16 protein-coding genes are annotated in these 17,004 nt (G+C 69.7%); 12 read left to right on the plus strand and 4 right to left on the minus strand.

The genetic code is table 11. The annotated features are described in order from the left end of the window. Positions 1–34: 34 nt before the first annotated feature. The 5 genes from nadC (at position 35) to HZZ10_RS15045 (ending at position 4,502) form a co-directional block, all read left to right on the plus strand. Positions 35–934 (plus strand): carboxylating nicotinate-nucleotide diphosphorylase, encoded by a 900-nt coding sequence (nadC, locus tag HZZ10_RS15025; RefSeq protein ID WP_373367341.1) that lies wholly within the window; start codon positions 35–37, stop codon positions 932–934. A 103-nt stretch (positions 935–1,037) separates the two neighbouring features. Then, on the plus strand, positions 1,038–2,570 hold the full coding sequence (gene lysS / locus HZZ10_RS15030; protein ID WP_179914119.1) for a lysine--tRNA ligase: 1,533 nt from the start codon (positions 1,038–1,040) through the stop codon (positions 2,568–2,570). Between the two features lie 43 nt (positions 2,571–2,613). Continuing rightward, positions 2,614–2,805, plus strand: coding sequence for a hypothetical protein (locus tag HZZ10_RS15035; protein ID WP_056128052.1), 192 nt, complete (start codon positions 2,614–2,616; stop codon positions 2,803–2,805). A gap of 94 nt (positions 2,806–2,899) precedes the next feature. Continuing rightward, positions 2,900–3,232, plus strand: coding sequence for a histone-like nucleoid-structuring protein Lsr2 (locus HZZ10_RS15040; protein WP_056128054.1), 333 nt, complete (start codon positions 2,900–2,902; stop codon positions 3,230–3,232). A 160-nt stretch (positions 3,233–3,392) separates the two neighbouring features. Then, entirely contained in the window at positions 3,393–4,502 is a 1,110-nt protein-coding gene (locus HZZ10_RS15045) for a lactonase family protein (protein WP_179914120.1), read from the plus strand. A gap of 163 nt (positions 4,503–4,665) precedes the next feature. Here HZZ10_RS15045 and HZZ10_RS15050 read toward each other — a convergent pair whose 3' ends face one another. Both HZZ10_RS15050 and HZZ10_RS15055 read right to left on the minus strand, forming a co-directional pair. Then, entirely contained in the window at positions 4,666–5,433 is a 768-nt protein-coding gene (locus HZZ10_RS15050; RefSeq protein ID WP_179914121.1) for a DeoR/GlpR family DNA-binding transcription regulator, read from the minus strand. Between the two features lie 56 nt (positions 5,434–5,489). Continuing rightward, positions 5,490–6,548 (minus strand): zinc-dependent dehydrogenase, encoded by a 1,059-nt coding sequence (locus HZZ10_RS15055; RefSeq protein ID WP_179914122.1) that lies wholly within the window; start codon positions 6,546–6,548, stop codon positions 5,490–5,492. A gap of 195 nt (positions 6,549–6,743) precedes the next feature. Between HZZ10_RS15055 and HZZ10_RS15060 the strand changes: the two genes are divergently transcribed. Then, positions 6,744–8,825 (plus strand): PTS mannitol transporter subunit IICBA, encoded by a 2,082-nt coding sequence (locus HZZ10_RS15060; RefSeq protein ID WP_179914123.1) that lies wholly within the window; start codon positions 6,744–6,746, stop codon positions 8,823–8,825. 207 nt (positions 8,826–9,032) lie between these two features. Here the strand turns inward: HZZ10_RS15060 and HZZ10_RS15065 are convergent, their stop codons facing one another. Next, positions 9,033–9,386: a (2Fe-2S)-binding protein gene (locus HZZ10_RS15065; protein WP_179914124.1), complete on the minus strand. Its 354-nt coding sequence runs from the start codon at positions 9,384–9,386 to the stop codon at positions 9,033–9,035. 125 nt (positions 9,387–9,511) lie between these two features. Between HZZ10_RS15065 and mshA the strand changes: the two genes are divergently transcribed. Both mshA and HZZ10_RS15075 read left to right on the plus strand, forming a co-directional pair. Next, positions 9,512–10,774 (plus strand): D-inositol-3-phosphate glycosyltransferase, encoded by a 1,263-nt coding sequence (gene mshA, locus HZZ10_RS15070; protein WP_179914125.1) that lies wholly within the window; start codon positions 9,512–9,514, stop codon positions 10,772–10,774. Between the two features lie 56 nt (positions 10,775–10,830). Further along, a complete protein-coding gene (locus HZZ10_RS15075) occupies positions 10,831–11,568 on the plus strand; it encodes a phosphoglyceromutase (RefSeq protein WP_056128076.1) in 738 nt (245 codons plus the stop codon). A gap of 240 nt (positions 11,569–11,808) precedes the next feature. Here the strand turns inward: HZZ10_RS15075 and phoU are convergent, their stop codons facing one another. After that, entirely contained in the window at positions 11,809–12,480 is a 672-nt protein-coding gene (gene phoU / locus HZZ10_RS15080) for a phosphate signaling complex protein PhoU (protein WP_056128088.1), read from the minus strand. A gap of 188 nt (positions 12,481–12,668) precedes the next feature. Here phoU and HZZ10_RS15085 point away from each other — a divergent pair, with 188 nt between their 5' ends. The 4 genes from HZZ10_RS15085 to pstC all read left to right on the plus strand — a co-directional run bounded on the left by HZZ10_RS15085 (position 12,669) and on the right by pstC (position 16,979). After that, positions 12,669–13,853, plus strand: a complete 1,185-nt coding sequence (locus HZZ10_RS15085; RefSeq protein WP_056128090.1) for a sensor histidine kinase — start codon at positions 12,669–12,671, stop codon at positions 13,851–13,853. Beyond that, positions 13,850–14,545, plus strand: a complete 696-nt coding sequence (locus HZZ10_RS15090) for a response regulator (RefSeq protein WP_056128092.1) — start codon at positions 13,850–13,852, stop codon at positions 14,543–14,545. Before HZZ10_RS15085 ends, HZZ10_RS15090 begins: the two co-directional genes overlap by 4 nt. 139 nt (positions 14,546–14,684) lie before the next feature. Further along, positions 14,685–15,836, plus strand: a complete 1,152-nt coding sequence (locus HZZ10_RS15095; protein ID WP_056128094.1) for a phosphate ABC transporter substrate-binding protein PstS — start codon at positions 14,685–14,687, stop codon at positions 15,834–15,836. 159 nt (positions 15,837–15,995) lie between these two features. After that, on the plus strand, positions 15,996–16,979 hold the full coding sequence (pstC, locus tag HZZ10_RS15100; protein ID WP_056128096.1) for a phosphate ABC transporter permease subunit PstC: 984 nt from the start codon (positions 15,996–15,998) through the stop codon (positions 16,977–16,979). The last annotated feature ends 25 nt before the right edge of the window (positions 16,980–17,004 follow it).

Consider the following 17,004-nt stretch of genomic DNA (forward strand, 5'->3'; position numbering starts at 1 on the left):
CGAGAGCGCCGCCGTGCCCACCACCGCAGCTGCTGTGCAACCTGCGGTGGTCCCCGGCCTCGACCACGCGTGGGTCGTCGACGTCGTCCGACGGACCCTCAGCGAAGACCTCGGGGGAGACCCCGGCCGCGACGTGACGAGCCAGGCGACCATCGCGGTGTCCTCGGGTGCTGTCGCCCACCTCGTCGCCCGCCAGGCCGGTGTGGTCGCCGGGCTCGTCGTCGTGCACGAGGTCGTCGCCCAGGTCTCGGCACGCTTCGGCCTCGGGCAGGTCACCGTCGAGCTCGACGTCCAGGACGGGACGCGGGTCGAGGCAGGGCGCAGGCTCGCTGTGCTGACAGGCCCGGTCCAGGTCCTGCTGATGGCCGAGCGGTCGCTGCTCAACCTCGCGAGCCGCGCCTCGGGTGTCGCGACCGCGACCCGGGCGTGGGCCGACAGGCTCGACGGGACCGGTGCGACGGTCCTCGACACCCGCAAGACGACCCCGGGCCTGCGCGCGCTCGAGAAGTACGCGGTCCGGGCCGGTGGTGGGACCAACAAGCGCATGGGGCTGTACGACGTCGCGATGGTCAAGGACAACCACGTCGTCGCCGCAGGCTCGGTGACCGCGGCGGTCGCGGCGGTCCGCGCAGCCTTCCCCGACGTCCTCGTCCAGGTCGAGGCGGACACCCTCGACCAGGCCCTCGAGGCTGTCGCCGCGGGCGCGACCTTCTTGCTGCTCGACAACATGCCCACCGACGTCCTCGCGGCGACTGTCGCAGCGGTCCGGGCGGGTGAGGCGACGACAGGCCGGATCGAGCTCGAGGCGACAGGCAACCTGACGCTCGACCGCGCGGCCGAGGTCGCCCGCACGGGTGTCGACTACATGTCTGTCGGCGGGCTCACGCACTCGGCGCCGATCCTCGACCTCGCGCTCGACCTCGTCGCGCGCTGACCATCCCGTCGAGAACCGCCGGGTGACCAGGGTCTCCGACGTGCCCGCACCGCGAGACCTCCGCGGCGGTCTGCGGGTCGCGCGGCTCCACTAGGATGGCGGGGTGACTTCTGAGCAGACTCCCGCGCCCGCAGACCCGACCGTGACGACCGGGGAGTCTGACCTCCCCGAGCAGCTGCGGGTGCGTCGCGAGAAGCGCGACAGACTGCTCGAGCGGGGCGTCGAGGCTTACCCCGTCGAGGTGCCCCGCACCCACACGATCGCTCAGGTCCGCGCTGCGTACGCGCACCTGGAGACCGGGGAGGAGACCGACGACGTCGTGGGTGTCGCCGGTCGTGTCGTGTTCCTGCGCAACTCCGGCAAGCTCTGCTTCGTATCGCTGCAGGACGGCGAGGGCAACCGTCTCCAGATCATGCTGAGCCTGGCAGCCGTCGGCGAAGAGTCCCTCGCCGCCTTCAAGTCTGACGTCGACCTCGGCGACCACTTGTTCGCGCACGGCCGGGTCGGCAGCTCGCGCCGCGGTGAGCTGAGCATCTTCGCCGACTCGTGGCAGATCGCCGCCAAGGCGCTCCGCCCGCTCCCGGTCCTGCACAAGGACCTCTCCGAGGAGGCCCGCGTCCGCCAGCGCTACGTCGACCTCATCGCGCGCCCGGCTGCCCGTGACGCGGCCCGCCTGCGCTCGGGAGTGGTCCGCTCGCTGCGCGAGAACTTCCACGAGCGCGGATTCATGGAGATCGAGACCCCGATGCTCCAGACGATCCACGGCGGCGCCGCTGCGCGCCCGTTCACGACCCACATGAATGCTTTCGACATCGACCTGTTCTTGCGGATCGCGCCCGAGCTGTTCCTCAAGCGGGCCGTCGTGGGCGGTATCGAGCGCGTCTTCGAGATCAACCGGAACTTCCGCAACGAGGGGGCCGACTCGACCCACTCTCCAGAGTTCGCGATGCTCGAGGCGTACGAGGCCTACGGCGACTACAACACGATGGCCGTGCTCACCAAGAATCTCGTGCAGAAGGCGGCTCTCGACATGTTCGGGACCACTCTCGTGACGCTCGCCTCGGGTGAAGAGTACGAGCTCGGCGGTGACTGGACCGAGCTCACGATGTACGGCTCTCTGTCCGAGGCTGTCGGTGAGGAGATCACCCCGCAGACCTCCGTCGAGAGGCTGACCGCACTTGCTGACGCAGCCGAGATCTCGCTCGACCCCAAGCGTGTGAGCCACGGAAAGCTCGTCGAAGAGCTCTGGGAGCACCACGTGGGTGATTCTCTCTACGCACCGACCTTCGTCCGTGACTTCCCCGTCGAGACCTCGCCCCTCACCCGCGACCACAGGACGGTTCCCGGCCAGGTCGAGAAGTGGGACCTCTACGTCCGCGGCTTCGAGCTCGCGACGGCCTATTCTGAGCTTGTCGACCCGGTGATCCAGCGCGAGCGGTTCGAGGCTCAGGCTCTCCTGGCGGCTGCCGGTGACGACGAGGCCATGGTCCTCGACGAGGACTTCCTCACCGCGATGGAGTACGCGATGCCCCCGAGCGGTGGCATGGGGATGGGCGTCGACCGTCTGCTCATGGCGCTCACAGGGCTCGGGATCCGCGAGACGATCCTGTTCCCGCTGGTCAAGCCGCAGCGCTGACGAGGGTGACCCGAACCGTGCAGCACCGTCGTAGGCTGGTCCTGTGAGCACCTTCTGGACTTCTGTCGCCGCCCTCGTCCCCTCGATCGGGGTGGGCGTCCTGTTCTACTTCGCGATGCGATTCATCATTCGCGCCGACAGGAACGAGCGGGCGAATCTCGCACGGCTCGACGCCGAAGAAGATGCGCGCGAGGCCGCTGTCACGGCGTCCAAAGAGCCTGGCGTCACCCCGTAAATCCTCCGGATATCTGTTCTCCAGTTGACGTGCAATCAGAAATGATGCGAGCATGAAGTCCCCTGCAGTGAAACAGAAGCGTGAGGTATCTCAGATGGCACAGAAGGTCCAGGTAATTCTGGTCGACGACCTCGACGGCGGAACAGCCGACGAGACGGTGACGTTCTCCCTCGACGGCGTCTCCTACGAGATCGACCTCTCGACCGACAACGCGTCGGCATTCCGTGACTCGCTGGCGAGCTGGGTCGGTCACGCACGCAAGGTCGGGCGTTCCGCTGCTCGTCCGGCAAAGCGTTCTACCCGTTCTTCCTCGGGTGGCACGTCCGCGAACGACATCCGCGAGTGGGCTCGTGCCAACGGGCACACCGTGAACGAGCGAGGCCGTATCTCGGCCGAGATCAAGGCTGCCTACGAAGCAGCTCACTGACGTTCTTCGGCGTATGCCGCTGACGCCTCACGGCGCGGTCGGCCAGCGTCGCTCGGCGGTGCGAGGAACGATCTCGCAGCGCCGGCCAGAAGGGCGGTGGACCTCAGGTCCACCACCCTTCTGGCATCTCCGGGAGCGGTGCGGCATCTAGGCTGAGGGCGTGACCACGGACTCCGCACCCCAGCAGCGACTTCTCGTCGGAACATATCCAGCCTCGGGAGAGCCAGGGTCGGGTGAAGGGATCTGGTCGCTCGACCTCGATCTCGGTTCCGGGGAGCTCTCCGGAGCTCGGCAGCTGGTCGAGGCCGTGTCACCGTCGTTCCTCGCCCTGAGCCCGGACCGTGACGTCGTCGTCGCGGTGTCCGAGACCGCCCATGGGCGCGTGCGGACCTTCGCTGTCGACGGAGACGAGCTGGTCGCCACCTCCGACGCCTCGACGGGCGGAGAAGACCCCTGTCATCTGGTCGTCGGTCGAGGTGACGTCCTCGTCGCGAACTACAGCACGGGGAGCCTCGCGGTCCTGCCCACCTCCGCCGACGGGCGCCTCGGTGGATCTGTGGCGACCTTCGCCCACACAGGTTCCGGGCCGGTCCGTGACCGGCAGAGGTCACCCCACGCGCACTTCGTCCTCGAGGTGTCGGAGCGGTTCGTGTGGGTGAGCGACCTCGGGACCGACGAGATCCGCCGCTACCGCAGGACGTCGACACCGGGGGTCCTGGTCGCCGACGGGGTGGCCGTGACCTTCCCGCCCGGCACCGGCCCCCGTCACATTGCGCTGGGGGCCGACGGCACCGCCTTCGTCGTCGGTGAGCTGGACTCCCAGGTGCACGTGGTGCGCACGGCATCAGACGGGAGCGGCGTCCTGGTCGCCAGCCTCCCCGCCTGCTCGACCCCCGCGACCGAGAAGGGCAGCTTCCCCTCGCACATCGCTCTCTCGCAGGACGGTACCCGGCTCTACGTGGCGGTCCGCGGTCCTGACGTCCTGGCAGCCTTCGCGGTCGAGGCCGGCGACGGCGAGGTCCCTGTCGTGCGTCACCTGGCAGACTCGCCCTCCGGTGTGGTCTGGCCTCGTCACCACGCCGTCCTCACCTCGTCCGCTGCTCGGGTCGAAGGTGAGGAGCCGGACGGTGGCCCTGTCTCCGACCTCGTCGTAGTCGCCGGGCAGACCTCGGGTGACGTGACAGCGCTCAGGGTCGACCGGGAGACGGGGATCGCCGACCTCGTGTCGTCCGTGCCGCTGCCAGCACCGGCCTGCATCATGACGGTCTGACGGTCTGACGGTCTGACGGTCTGACGGTCGCCTGACCGTCTGTCGGCCTCACGCGTGCGGGTGGCTGGACCCGTCCCGCACGCCACTGGCCTGGTGTCCTACCGGCCCCGACCCCCGCGTGCCGCGCCCCGCATCGTCCGCCCCGCGTGCTCGCTCACGCTGCTCAGGTGAGGATGACCGCGACGCCGTGCGCGCGCAGTGCGCCGACGAGCCCGTCCGGCGCGTCTGCGTCGGTGACGAGGGTGTCAACCTGGGCCAGGTCGGCGAAGCTGACCGTCGCGTCCCGGCCGAGCTTGGTCGAGTCGGCGAGCACCACCACGTGCCTCGCGGCGCGGACCAGAGCGGCCTTGACCGCTGCCTCGTCGGCGTCAGGGGTCGAGAAGCCGTGGTCGACGCTGATGCCGTTCGCGCCGAGGAACGCGACGTCGACCCTGAGCCGTCCGATCGATCGCACGGTCTCGGCGCCGACAGCAGCCTGGGTAGGGGTCCGCACCCTGCCGGGCAGGAGGTGGAGCTGCACGTGCGGCAGGACAGCGACCCGCGACGCGACGGGGACCCCGTGGGTGAACACGGTGAGTCGCGCGTCGCGGGTCAGGAGGGCCGCGAGCCTGCTGGTGGTGCTGCCCGCATCGAGGACGACGCTCCCGCCGGAGTCCGGGAGCAGGTGCGTCGCCGCTCGGGCGATGCGTTCCTTCTCGCCCGCACGTGTCAGGTCTCGCTCGTCCAGCCCGCTCTCCACGACCGTCGGGACGGGCGTGAGGACCGCACCTCCGTGGACACGACGTACGACCCGTGCCGCAGCAAGAGCGCTGAGGTCGCGCCGGACCGTCTCTGTCGTGACGGCGAACTCGAGGGCCAGCTCGGCGACGGATGCCCGTCCAGACGACCTCACGAGATCGGCGATAGCCTGCTGGCGTTCTTCTGCGTACACAGGTCCTCCTCGGTGAGTCTTCTCGTCTGCCTGGCGGGCGATGCCGTCGACCGGGCTCAGGGGTTGACTGTCACCTTGATCGCCGTGCCGCTGCGCACCAGGTCGAGGGCGCTGAGTGCGTCCTCGAGGGGGATGCGGTGGGTGATGAGATCGGCGACAGGTACCTGCCCTGTCGAGATGTACTCGAGCGCCCGCTTGTTGTGCTCGGGCGCAGAACCGTTCGCCCCGTGGATGTGCAGCTGGCGGTAGTGGACGACGTTCGAGTCGCAGCCGATCACAGGGTCGGTCTTCGGGAGTCCTCCGAAGAACGAGATGCGACCGTTGCGCGCGGCCATCGCGATGGCCTGCTCCTGGGCGACCTTCGCGGCCGTCGCGGTGATGACGACATCGGCTCCACGGCCACCGGTCAGCTCCATGACTCGTGCGACGACGTCGACCTCTGACCCGTCGATGACCTCGTCCGGGCGTGCGAAGGCCGCAGACATCGCGAGCCTGTCGGCGTTGACGTCGACGAGGTACACGGGTCCGCAGCCGTGGACGCCGCGCGCCACGCGGATGTGCATGCACCCGATCGGGCCGGCACCGAAGACGACCACGACGTCACCCTTCTCGATGCCGAGCTGCTCCTGGGCGTTGATCGCGCAGGCGAGCGGCTCCGCAGCCGAGGCCTCGTCGAGGGTGACGCCGTCGGGCACGCGGTTGAGGCCGTCGACCTTGAGGACCTGGCGGGGGACGACCATGTACTCGGCGAACCCGCCCTCGTACTGGTAGCCCATCGAGGTCTGGTTCTCGCAGACCGCCATCCATCCCTTGCGGCACTCGTAGCAGTCCCCGCACGGCACGGCGGCGATGACCTGGACGCGGTCACCGATCTCCCAGTGCTGGTCGAAGGTCGCCTCGACCGCTGAACCGACCTCGACGACCTCGCCGGCGATCTCGTGGCCGATCGTGCGGGGAGGGGTGAGGTTCTGGTGGCCGTTGTGGAAGATCTTGACGTCCGTGCCGCAGGTCGAGCAGCTGCGGACCCGGATCTTGACCTCGTCCGGTCCGCACTCAGGCTCGGGCCGCTCCTCCAGGCGTACATCTTCGGGCGCATAGAAACGTAGAGCCTTCATCGGTCCTCCTCGTGGCGGGTGGGTGCCGACCTCCGAAGGTCGACTTCTGCATCATAACCACAAGATCGGACATGTACGACCTCCGAGGTAGTTGGCATCGGTACCGTTTGTCGGCTTTACTGTGGGGAGTCGTGCTCGACCGTTGTCGCTGCCCAGGCAGCCACGTGCGGCGGCCACCCGTCTCAAGGAGGAGATATGCCCGAAGACCTCGACCTGCGCCCGGCCAGGGGAGGAGTGAGGGTCACCGTGCAGAAGCTCGGGACCGCGCTCTCGACGATGGTGCTGCCCAACATCGGTGCCTTCATCGCCTGGGGACTCATCACCGCCCTCTTCATCGAGACAGGGTGGGTGACGCTCGTCGGTGACGCCCTCGGCTACGACGGCAGCTACGGCCTCGTCGAGCACATCGGCGGGTGGGGAGCAGGGGCGGAGGGCACAGGGATCGTCGGACCGATGATCAGCTATCTGCTGCCGATCCTCATCGGCTACGCGGGTGGCCGGATGGTCTACGACGACACGGTCCGCGGCGGCGTCGTCGGAGCCATCGCGACGATCGGTGCGGTCACCGGCGCCGACGTACCGATGTTCCTCGGTGCGATGGTCATGGGGCCGCTCGGCGGCTGGACGATGAAGCGCCTCGACCTGCTCTGGCAGGACAAGATCCGGCCCGGTTTCGAGATGCTCGTCAACAACTTCGCCGCAGGCATCTGGGGCATGGTGCTCGCCATCGTCGGCTACGTGGTCGCAGGACCGTTCGTCGAGGCCTTCTCCACGGCTGCCGAGAAGGTCGTCGACTTCCTGGTCGAGAACAGCCTCCTGCCGCTCACCTCGGTCTTCGTCGAGCCGGCCAAGGTGCTGTTCCTCAACAACGCGATCAACCACGGGGTCTTCACCCCGCTCGGCACGGCTGAGGCGACCCGCGACGGTGAGTCGATCCTGTTCCTCATCGAGGCGAACCCGGGACCGGGGCTGGGGCTGCTCCTCGCCTTCGCGGTCTTCGGCTCTGGTGTCGCGCGCGCCTCCGCGCCCGGCGCCGCGATCATCTCCTTCGTCGGGGGGATCCACGAGATCTACTTCCCGTACGTCCTCATGAAGCCGAGGCTCATCCTGGCTGTCGTCGCCGGCGGCATGGCAGGCGTCGCCACCAACCTGGTCTTCGGCTCAGGCTTGCGCGCCCCGGCTGCCCCAGGCTCGATCATCGCGGTGCTCATCCAGTCACCCGTGGGCAGCCTGGTCGGGGTCATCGCGTCCGTGGTCGCCGCAACGGGTGTGACCTTCGCCGTGGCGGCGGTGCTGCTCAAGCTCGACAGGTCAGGTTCTGACGACCTCGCTGCCGCCACCGCAGACATGGAGTCGAGGAAGGGCCGCTCGTCAGTCGCCTCTGCTGTGCTCGGACGTGCCCCGGCCACGACTACGGGCACCGGTCAGATCCGGAGCATCGTCTTCGCCTGCGATGCCGGGATGGGGTCTTCGGCGATGGGTGCCTCGGTGCTGCGCAAGAAGGTCCGGGAGGCGGGCTTCGACTCGGTCACGGTCGTCAACAAGGCGATCTCGAGCCTCACCGACACCGTCGACCTGGTCGTCACGCACCAAGACCTCACCGAGCGCGCGATGCAGCGCACCCCGAGCGCGATCCACGTGTCCGTGGACAGCTTCATGGCGAGCCCGCGGTACGACGACGTCGTCCAGATGCTCCGGCAGGGGGCGGCCGGTGCAGGCTCCCCGGCGCCGGCGCCCGCGCCCGCCCCGGCACCGTCGACCGGGACCACCGACGAGGCCGGTCCGAGCGCCGGACGTGACGGGAACCGACAGGCCGACGACACCTCCAGGGTCTCCGCCCCGGCCGTGCTCGCCCTCGACTCGATCGTCCTGGAGGGCCGGGCGGCCACCCGGGACGCGGCGATCGAGGAAGCAGGACAGCTGCTGGTCGCCGAAGGTGCTGTGCCAGACGCCTACGTGCTCGCGATGCACGACCGGGAGCGCTCTGTGTCGACCTACATGGGCAACGGCCTCGCGATCCCGCACGGGACAGACGAGGCGAAGAGACTTGTGCTCCGCACGGCGATCTCCTACGTGAGGTACCCCTCCACCGTGGCGTGGGACGGCGAAAGACGTGCCGAGTTCGTCGTCGCTGTCGCCGGGACGGGGGACGACCACCTCAGGGTGCTGTCGAGGCTGGCCAAGATCTTCGTGGACCCCGAGCAGGTGGAACAGCTGCGCCTGGCCCAGACCCCGGAGCAGGTGCGCGCGCTGCTCGACGGCGTGAGGCCCGGCTAGAGCAGCAGAAGACCAGGTACCACGCGCTCGCTGAGCTGCGTGTCACCTGGTCTTCTGGTCGGCTCCAGCACTGGCACTGGCACTGGCACCCGCGCCGGCATCCGAGGTTGTGGGAGCCGGTGCTCGCGCCGATGCTCAGAGCTGCTCGCGCCGTCGCTCGCGCAGGCAGAGATCCGCAGAGAAGGACTCAGCAGCCGCCGCGGAGCGTCAGCAGCCGCCGCGGCGGCTGAGGGTGACCTCGACGAGGCCGGCCACCGTGGGGAGGCACGAGCCGCAACCTCCGCCGGCACGGGTGAGCACCTGGACGTCGTCGAGGCTGGAGCACACGCCGGAGCAGACGACACCACGGATCTCGCCAGCGCTGACGTTGTTGCACGAGCACACGAGGGTGTCGTCGGTGATCGCGTCGCAGGCCTCCGCGTCGAGCGGGACCACGGGGACGGCGTCTGCCGGGGTCTCGTCGAGCATGAGGCGCAAGGCGGCCAACGGGTCCAGGGTGCCCGAGGTGTCAGGGGCCACAGAGGCGTCAGCAGCGGGGTAGGTCTGTGCCTGGTTCTCCATGCCTCCATCGTCCCGGACAGGGTGTCAGATCAGGTGGGACCTTAGGCCTCGCGCGCTCGCGCGAGCGGCGCGGCGGAGCGGCCCGCGCGATGGCAGACTGGTGGGATGGCAGAACGCAGGTGCACATGAGCGGCGACACCCTCCGGGTGGCGATGCTCTCTGTGCACACCTCCCCGCTCGAGCAGCCTGGCACGGGCGACGCCGGTGGCATGAACGTCTACGTCACCGAGCTGTCCCGTGCGCTCGCCGCGAGCGGCGCCGAGGTCGAGATCTTCACGCGGCGCACGTCGTCTGCGCAGCCTGCCGTCGTCGAGGTGGGCGAGGGGATCCTCGTCAGGCACATCACGGCCGGGCCCTTCGAAGGTCTCGACAAGAACGACCTCCCCGGGCAGCTCTGCTACTTCTCCGCGGGTGTCCTGCGGACCGAGGCGGCGCGCACCGAGGGCTGGTACGACGTCGTCCACTCGCACTACTGGTTGTCCGGCCAGGCAGGGATGCTCGCGGCCGACCGCTGGAACGTCCCTCTCGTGCACTCGATGCACACGATGGCCCTCGTGAAGAACGGGGCCCTCGCCCCGGGCGACCAGCCCGAGCCCTCGGGGCGCGTGATCGGCGAGGAGCAGGTCGTCGAGGTCGCCGACGCCCTCGTGGCCAACACGGCGGCAGAGGCCGAAGACCTCGTCTCGCACTACGCGGCCGACCCGACCCGGGTGCACGTGGTCAGCCCGGGGGTCGACCTCGAGACCTTCAGCCCGCACGTCCCTGCGGGGAGCGACGGGGCGCGGCCCTCACCCGCCGCCGAGCGCGCCGCGCTCGGCCTCCCTCTCGACCGCAAGGTCGTCGTCTTCGCAGGTCGGGTCCAGCTGCTCAAGGCGCCCGACGTCCTCGTCCGGGCCCTCGGTGTCATGGCCGACCACGGCGAAGACCTGCCTCTGCTCGTCGTCCTCGGGGGAGCGAGCGGCCGGCCGACGGCTCTGCGCGAGCTCGAGGCGCTCGCCCACCAGGTGGGTGTGACCGACGACGTGCTGTTCCACCCTGCTGTCTCCAGGTCCGAGCTGGCCCGCTGGTTCCGGTGCGCCGACCTCGTCGCCGTGCCCTCGCGCAGCGAGTCCTTCGGGCTGGTCGCCGTGGAGGCCCAGGCCTGCGGGACCCCTGTCGTCGCCGCAGACGTGGGCGGGCTGCGGACTGCTGTCCAGGACGGCCGGTCCGGTGTGCTCGTGCCCGACCACGACCCGCACCTGTGGGCAGCGGTCCTGCGCGACCTCCTGCGGGACCCGGAGCGGCTCGCCGCGCTCTCGCGCGGAGCGGTCGAGGTGGCCGCAGGCTTCAGCTGGGAGACGACCGCCGAGCAGACCATCAAGGTGTACGAGCAGTCGCGCAGGGCCTGACGTCCACGGGCCGAAGGGCCCGAGCACCTGTCGCCGAGATGCGGCAGGATGGACTCATGACATACACCCTTGTGCTGCTCCGCCACGGCGAGAGCGAGTGGAACGCGAAGAACCTGTTCACCGGCTGGGTGGACGTGAACCTGTCCGAGAAGGGCGTCGCCGAGGCCAAGCGCGGCGGCAAGATGCTCACCGACGCCGGGATCCTCCCCGACGTCGTGCACACCTCCCTGCTGCGCCGCGCGATCACGACCGCGAACCTCGCGCTCGACGCGGCCGACCGCCACTGGATCCCGGTCAAGCGCAGCTGGCGCCTCAACGAGCGCCACTACGGTGCGCTCCAGGGCAAGGACAAGAAGCAGACGCTCGCCGAGTTCGGCGAAGAGCAGTTCATGCTGTGGCGCCGTTCCTTCGACGTCCCGCCGCCCGCGATCGAGCTCGGCTCCGAGTTCTCGCAGGACACCGACCCCCGCTACGCCGACGCCCCCGTCGTCGCGACCGAGTGCCTCAAGGACGTCCTCGAGCGCGCCCTCCCGTACTGGGACGGCGAGGTCGTGAGCGACCTCCGCGCCGGCAAGACCGTCCTGGTCGCCGCGCACGGCAACTCGCTCCGCGCGATCGTCAAGCACCTCGACGGCATCTCGGACGAGGACATCGCCGGCCTCAACATCCCGACTGGCATCCCGCTCGTCTACGAGCTCGACGAGAACTTCGTGCCGACCGTCAAGGGCGGCACGTACCTCGACCCCGACGCCGCAGCCGCTGCTGTCGCCGCGGTCGCCAACCAGGGTCGCTGACCCTCGAGCACGCCCTCCGGGGCCGGTCCACGGACCGGCCCCGGACGCACAGACAGGTGTGGGCGCCTTCCCCGCGGGAAGGCGCCCACACCTGTCTGCGTCGACGACCGCGCCGGGTCGTGTCCGTCAGCGCGCCGGTCGATCAGCACAGCTCGATCAGTGCAGCTCGGTCAGCTCACCTCGGTCAGCTCACCTCGGTGAGCGCTGCCGGATGAGCGCAGCTCGACCCGAGCGCGCGGGTCAGGACGCCGTGGCCGGGCGTCCGCGCTCTTCGGCGAAGTCACCGGTGACGAGGTACACCACGCGGCGCGCGACCGACACACCGTGGTCGCCGAAGCGCTCGTAGTAGCGGCCGACGAGCGTGACGTCGACGGTCTCCTGCGTGGTGCCGTCCCACGAGTCCGAGAACAGCGACTGGAACGTGTCCTGGTGCAGCTGGTCGAGCAGATCGTCGTCACGCTGGATGTTGCTCGCGACCTCGAGGTCGCGCGTGGTGAGCAGCGTCGTGGTGCGGCGGGCGACGCGGGTCGCGGCGTCCTGCATCGCTGCGAAGGTGCCCTCGACCAGCGGCGACATCGCGTGCTGCGGGAAGCGTCCGCGGGCCACCTGGGCGATGTGCCGAGCGAGGTCGCCCATCCGCTCGAGCGACGCGCTCATGCGCAGCGCGGACACGACGACCCGCAGGTCGGTCGCGACGGGCTGCTGCTGGGCGAGGAGCAGCACGCAGCGCTCGTCCAGGTCTCGCTCGAGCTGGTCGATCCGGCGGTCGTCGGCGATGACCGACTGCGCCAGCTGCAGGTCGGCCGTGAGGAGCGCGACCCCAGCCCTGCTGATCGCTGACTCGACCAGCCGGCTCATGTCGGCCAGGTCGTCACCGATCTGCTGGAGCTCGGCTTCGAAGATCTCACGCATGTCGTCCCTCTCGTGGTGTGATGGACCACGGTCCCAAGCCCAGGTGTGGCCGCGGGGTCCGACGGGTGAACGCGCCGGAGCCGCAAGATGAACACTGCGTGACGCGCCGGCTCGCGAACCGCAGGATCTAGCCCTCCGTGCCGACGCGGCGCACCGAGAACCCCGCGACCTGACCGTACCCTGAGCACGTGGATGGGTACGAGGTCGTCGTCGTAGGGCTGCTCGGTCTGCTGACCGGGCTGATCGCTGCGCTCGCGTTCCGCTTCAGCGAGCACCAGCAGCGCACAGTGCCGGAGCAAGAGCCGGGTGAGCTGGACGCCGGGGTGGTCCGGGTGCTCGCCGTGCTGCGCTCTGCCGCGATCGTGCTCGGCCCCGACGACAGGGTCGTCCGGGCGAGCGCCCCGGCCTACGCGCTCGGGGTCGTCCGGGACGACGCGATCGTGCACGCCGCGATCCGCGACATGATCGCCTCGGTCCGTCGGGACGGGGTGATCGCCGACGACGAGCTCGAGCTGCCGCGCGGCCCGATCGGCCGAGGACGCGTCATGCTCCAGGTCCGTGTGGCCAACCTCGACAGCAACCACGTCGTCGTCCTCGCGGAGGACCGCACCGAGGCGCGCCGGATCGAGGCGATCCGCCGGGACTTCACGGTCAACGTCTCGCACGAGCTCAAGACCCCTGTCGGCGCGATCGCGCTCCTCGCCGAGACCATGCAGGACGCGGCAGACGACCCCGACGCCGTCCGCCACTTCGCAGGGCGCATGCAGAAGGAGTCGATGCGCCTCGGCGCGCTCGTCCACGAGATCATCGAGCTGTCCAGGCTGCAGGTCGCCGGTGCGCTCCAGGAGGTCGGGGTGATCTGCGTCGACGACGTCGTCCGCGAGTCGGCCGACAGGTCCCGGGTGGTCGCGCAGGCCAAGGAGGTCACCCTCACCGTCGGCGAGGACACCGGTCTGACCGTCTACGGGGACCACGCGCTGCTCGTCACCGCGGTCCGCAACCTCCTCGACAACGCCGTGGCCTACTCGGACGCGGGGACGCGCGTCGGCATCGGCGTCTCGTCCCACGACGGGCTCGTCGAGATCGCCGTCGTCGACCAGGGGATCGGCATCTCCGAGGCTGAGCAGAGCCGGGTCTTCGAGCGCTTCTACAGGGTCGACCCCGCACGCTCCCGCGACACCGGCGGCACAGGCCTCGGCCTGAGCATCGTCAAGCACGTCGCCGCCGACCACGGCGGAGACGTGAGCATCTGGTCCGAACCGGGCCGGGGCTCGACCTTCACGCTGCGGATCCCCGCGGCACACGTCCCGGCGACTGCCGAGACGTCGACGGCCGGCGACGCCGGCACCCCGGACAAGGAGGTGGATGCGTGACCCGCATCCTGGTGGTCGAGGACGAAGAGTCCTACCGCGAGCCGCTCACGTACCAGCTGACCCGCGAGGGCTACGACGTCGTCGCGGTCGCCGACGGCACAGCGGCTCTCGCCGCCTACGACGACGGCGGCGCGGACCTCGTGCTGCTCGATCTCATGCTGCCCGGGCTCTCGGGCACCGAGGTGTGCCGCGAGCTGCGTCAGCGCGGCGACGTCCCGGTGATCATGCTGACCGCCAAGGACGGCGAGATCGACAAGGTCGTGGGACTCGAGCTCGGGGCCGACGACTACGTGACCAAGCCGTACTCCTTCCGGGAGCTCCTCGCCCGGGTGCGCGCGGTCCTGCGCCGCAGGCAGCCTGCCTCGACCGTCGAGGACGAGGACTCCCCGGAGCTCTTCGGTGCTGGGCCGGTCCAGATGGACGTCGACCGCCACGTCGTCACCGTGCGCGGTGAGCTCGTCTCCCTCCCGCTCAAGGAGTTCGACCTCCTCGAGTTCTTGCTGCGCAACGCGGGGCGGGTGCTCACCCGGGGTCAGCTCATCGACAGGGTGTGGGGTTCGGACTACGTGGGGGACACCAAGACCCTCGACGTGCACGTCAAGCGTCTGCGCGCGAAGATCGAGGTCGACCCGGCCTCGCCCGAGCTCCTCCAGACCGTCCGCGGCCTGGGTTACAAGCTCGTCGACGACTGACCGCTGCGACGCGTCGCAGACGGGGCGAGTGTGGTCGCACTGTTCACCTCCCGTTCACCCGGGCACCCTCCTCGCGTCATCCTCGGTCCTTAGCGTCTGTCTCGTCAGCAGAACAGACTGCAGACCACAGACTTTGAGGATGGGTAAGACAGTGAAGCGTGTGAACAACCGCAACCTCGCCGCCGTCGTGCTGGCCGGGGCGCTCGCCGCGACCCTCGCCGCCTGCGGCGCCGACGCCACGACGCCCGCCGCGACCGGCTCCGCCGGTGACGGTGCCTCCTCCGACGCCGCGACGGACCTCTCCGGCAACCTCGCCGGAGCGGGCGCGAGCTCGCAGGAGAAGGCCATGGGTGGCTGGATGGCCACCTTCACGCAGACCGCCCCGGACGTGGCTGTCAGCTACGACGCCGTCGGCTCGGGCGGTGGCCGCGAGCAGTTCCTCTCCGGCGGCGTGCTCTTCGCCGGCTCGGACGCCGCTCTCAAGCCCGAAGAGGTCACCTCCGCGCAGGAGCGCTGCTTCGGCGGCGAGGCCATCGAGCTCCCGCTGTACATCAGCCCCATCGCGGTCGTCTACAACCTCCCGGGCGTCGACACCGACAACATCCAGATGTCCGCCAAGACCATCGCGAACATCTTCAACGGCACCATCACCTCGTGGGACGACCCCGCGATCGCCGCGGAGAACGAGGGCGTCGAGCTCCCGGCCACGCCGATCATCCCGGTCAACCGCAACGACGAGTCGGGCACGACCGAGAACTTCACCGAGTACCTCTCGGCGGCGTCCGAGGGTGCCTGGACCTACGAGCCGAGCGGCGACTGGCCCATCTCGGGCACGCAGTCCGGCTCCAAGACCTCGGGCCTCATCGACACCGTCACCGGTGCCGAGGGTGCGATCGGCTACGCCGACGCCTCGCAGGCCGGAGACCTCGGGACCGTCGCCCTCAAGGTCGGCGAAGAGTACGTGCCGTTCTCGCCCGAGGCTGCGGCCAAGGTCGTCGACGCCTCGCCGCGTGCCGAGGACGCGACCGACAACCGTCTGGTCGTCGAGCTCGACCGCACCACCACCGAGGCCGGCGCCTACCCGCTCGTCCTCATCTCGTACTCGGTCGCCTGCTCGCAGTACGACAACGAGTCGGACGCCGCGAACGTGCGTGCCTTCTTCAACTACATCGCGAGCGAAGAGGGTCAGGCCGTCGCCGCTGACCCGAGCGTCGCGGGCTCGGCCCCGATCTCGGACACCCTCCGCGAAGAGGTCCTGGCAGCAGTCGACGCGATCACCGTCGCCGGCTGACCAGCGCTGACCCACAGGCCGCGTCCGGTGCGAACCGGACGCGGCCACGGTGCGCTCAGGAGGTCTGAGCGCACAGGGCCCCAGACGGGGCCGGCACGAACCAGCGACACCCTGCACCGACCACCGGGGCCCACGGCCCCACCAGCTGACGGAGATCCCGTGGCCGTTCTGAGCCCCGCACCGACCAAGAAGTCCCCTGAGGAAGAGCCCGCCGTGAAGCAGAACAAGGGTGGGTTCGCAGGTCGGCTGTTCCAGTTCCTGTCGACAGCGGCAGGCGTCACCATCTTGGTGACCCTCGCGGCCGTCGCCGCGTTCCTGGTGATCCGCGCCTGGCCGGCCCTCACCGCCTCGCCCGAAGAGCTCCAGAAGATCTCGTGGTTCAACTCCGACTCGATCCTCGGGTACACGGGGCCGCTGATCTTCGGCACGCTCCTGGCCTCGGTGCTCGCCCTCGGTATCGCCGTCCCGCTCGCCCTCGGCATCGCGCTGTTCATCTCGCACTACGCCCCTCGCCGCCTGGCGCAGGGGCTCGGCTACGTGATCGACCTGCTCGCCGCGATCCCCTCGGTCGTCTACGGCCTGTGGGGTGCGCTGTGGCTCGCGCCCGTGCTGGACCCGGTGTTCCGCTGGATGACGGACTTCCTCGGCTTCATCCCGCTCTTCGCCGGCTACCAGCCGCCCGCCAAGAACATCCTCACGGCGTCGGTGGTCCTGGCGGTCATGATCTTGCCGATCATCACCGCGGTCGCCCGCGAGGTCTTCCTCCAGACGCCCCGCCTGCACGAGGAGGCCGCCCTGGCCCTCGGCGCCACCCGCTGGGAGATGGTCCGCATGGCCGTCCTGCCCTTCGGCCGCTCCGGGCTCATCAGCGCCTCGATGCTCGGTCTGGGCCGCGCGCTCGGCGAGACGATGGCTGTGCTGATGATCCTGTCGCCCGGTTTCCTGTACTCCTTCCACCTGCTCAAGCCGGGTCAGCACCAGTCGATCGCCGCGAACATCGCCTCGAAGTTCCCGGAGGCCTCGGGCCTGTCGGTCAACGCACTCATCGCGACGGGTCTGGCGCTGTTCGTCATCACCCTCGCGGTCAACATGCTCGCCCGCTGGATCATCTCTCGCCGCAGCGAGTTCTCAGGAGCCAACTGATGACCACCGCCCCCCTGATCTCGAC

Origin of the sequence: Sanguibacter inulinus (assembly GCF_013415325.1) — a bacterium.
Taxonomy (GTDB): domain Bacteria; phylum Actinomycetota; class Actinomycetes; order Actinomycetales; family Cellulomonadaceae; genus Sanguibacter; species Sanguibacter inulinus.